The organism is uncultured Albimonas sp., from assembly GCF_963977235.1.
Classification (GTDB): domain Bacteria; phylum Pseudomonadota; class Alphaproteobacteria; order Rhodobacterales; family Rhodobacteraceae; genus Albimonas.
The window spans coordinates 1-2,086 of record NZ_CAXBOD010000143.1 but is presented as its reverse complement, the minus strand read 5'-3'; the positions used below and the strand labels follow the sequence as shown (position 1 = coordinate 2,086).

The 2,086-nt window shown below is 71.5% G+C and carries 3 protein-coding genes; 1 reads left to right on the top strand and 2 read right to left on the bottom strand.

Annotated features, from left to right (window positions below; genetic code table 11):
• On the bottom strand, nucleotides 1-332 hold a 332-nt coding region (locus AAC134_RS23800; protein WP_339952295.1), incomplete at its 3' end, for an FAD-binding oxidoreductase.
• A gap of 175 nt (nucleotides 333-507) precedes the next feature.
• Nucleotides 508-1,092 (bottom strand): TetR family transcriptional regulator, encoded by a 585-nt coding sequence (locus AAC134_RS23795; RefSeq protein WP_339952293.1) that lies wholly within the window; start codon nucleotides 1,090-1,092, stop codon nucleotides 508-510.
• A 115-nt stretch (nucleotides 1,093-1,207) separates the two neighbouring features.
• Between AAC134_RS23795 and AAC134_RS23790 the strand changes: the two genes are divergently transcribed.
• Entirely contained in the window at nucleotides 1,208-1,885 is a 678-nt protein-coding gene (locus AAC134_RS23790; protein ID WP_339952291.1) for a glutathione S-transferase family protein, read from the top strand.
• Nucleotides 1,886-2,086: the final 201 nt, after the last annotated feature.

Sequence of the window (2,086 nt, the reverse complement as noted above, 5' to 3'; positions counted from 1 at the left end):
GTCGGCTTCTTGCGGAACCAGACCGTGTCGCCGACGCGGATCTTCTGCAGCTGAGAGGTCAGGGGGCCGTCGGGAACCTTGATCGAGTAGAACTCCAGCTCCTCGTCCCAGCTGGGCGAGGCGATGGAGTAGGCGCGCCACACCGGCTTCTCGCCGGGCAGACCGATCATCACGAACTCGCCCGAGCGGAAGCGGAAGCTCGCCGGCCGCGACAGGCGGAACTTGAACAGGTTGTCGGTGTAGTGCTTCACCGAGAGGACCGTCTCGGCGAAGGCCGAGGCGGGGCACTCGAATTCCTGGGCGGTCGAGCCGGCCTGAACTTCCTGCTGCATCGCACGCATCCCGCATATCCTCCGGTCGGCTCGGTCGTAACAGGGCCCGTCGCCCCCCGCCATTCGACAGGCGGGCGCAGGGTGTCGCCACCCCAGATGGCGCATCGCAGCATGGAATGGAAGAGTTTCTACAATCACGATTGCCGACGGGTTTTATTTCACAAGCCTGTGCGTGTTATCGCGCGCGCCACCCCGCGCTCAGCCAGCCGCCGATCATCGCGGCCAGCGTCCGCTGCAGCGCTGCGGCGAAATCGGGGGCGGGAACGGCGAGCTGGCGCATCACCGCGCCGATCATCGCGTCGACGAGATCGGCGGCGCGCAGCTCCGGCTCCGGGGCGCCGGCGGCGCGCAGGGCCAGCGCCGGCGCGCGGCGCCACGCCGCAAGCCAGGCCTCGACCGCCGGGCGGTGGCGCGGGTCGCGGGCGGCGGCCAGCAGCGCCTCGCAGCAGGCGGCGTGGCGGTCGCGATTCGTCTCCAGCTCGCGGGCGTAGTGGGCGGCGACGGCGTCGATCCAGGCGGGCAGGTCGAAGGCCTCGGACTGCAGGCGCAGGGCGAAGGCGTCGGCCCGCGCCGTCTCGCGCCCCACCGCATAGGCCATGGCCGCGGCCGCAAGGTCGTCGCGCTTGCGGTGGCGATGGGTGACCGCGCCCAGCGAGACCCCGGCCTCCGCCGCCACCGCGCGATGGGTCAGGGACTCGAGCCCCCGCCGCCCGATCACCCGCAGCGCCGCCTCCATCTGCGCGTCGGCCTCCACGCTCACGCCCTCCGGCTTGACCGAAGGGGCGGGGCGGCGTAATCGCAGAACAAATGTTCCGTCATGCGAGTCGTTCGTTCCGTTTTTCCGGGCTCGGGCGGCGCCCCGGAGGCTTCGCCCGATGCCGATCTACCGACTCCATCACTTCCCCGAATCCGGCAACAGCTACAAGCTCGCCCTGATGCTGCGCCTCTGCGGTCAGGAGTTCGAGGCCGTATGGACCGACTTCGCCGCCGGCGTCACCCGCACGCCGGAATGGCGCGCGGCGGTCAACGAGATGGGCGAGATCCCGGTGCTGGAGGAGGACGGCCAGCGCCTGACCCAGACCGCGCCGATCCTGCTGCGCCTCGCCGACCGCTTCGGCCTCTACGGCCCGCAGACGGAGGAGGAGCGGTTCGAGATCCTGCGCTGGCTGTTCTGGGACAATCACAAGCTGACCGGCTGCATGGCGCCCTGGCGATACCTGCGGGCCTTCGTGGACGCGCCGGATCCGGGCGACCTGCGGTATCTCAGGAGGCGCCTGGACGACGCGCTGGCGGTGCTGGAGGCGCGGGTGGCGGCGAGCGCGTTTCTCGCGGGCCCCCGGGCGACGGTCGCCGACATCTCGGCCTGCGGCTACCTGGTCCATGCGCCCGAGGAGCATGGCTTCGATTTCGCGCGCAGCCATCCGGCGACGGCGGCCTGGCTCGACCGGATCCGGGCGCTGCCGGGCTGGCGCGCGCCCTATGACCTGCTGCCGGGCCCGCGCATGGCGCTGCGCGATCCCGCGCGCCTGGCCGCGCCGCCGCAGGAGCCCTGATCGCGCCCCCCTGCGACGCGGCGCCCGCACAACAATGCGGCCCGGCGCTTGACGCGACGGGCCGCAGCCTTAACTCCCTGTCATCGGAACCGAAAATCGCTCCGACGTCGAGACCGCCCGAAACCGGACGCGCGATCAGAAGGCCGAGGCGAGATCCTTGGGCGCCTCGCCCAGCGTGTCCTCCAGGCGGCGGCGCATTTT

Coding starts and splice junctions, on each gene's coding strand:
- AAC134_RS23790 (WP_339952291.1), top strand. CDS start 1,208: ATGCCGATCTACCGACTCCATCACTTCCCCGAATCCGGCAACAGCTAC.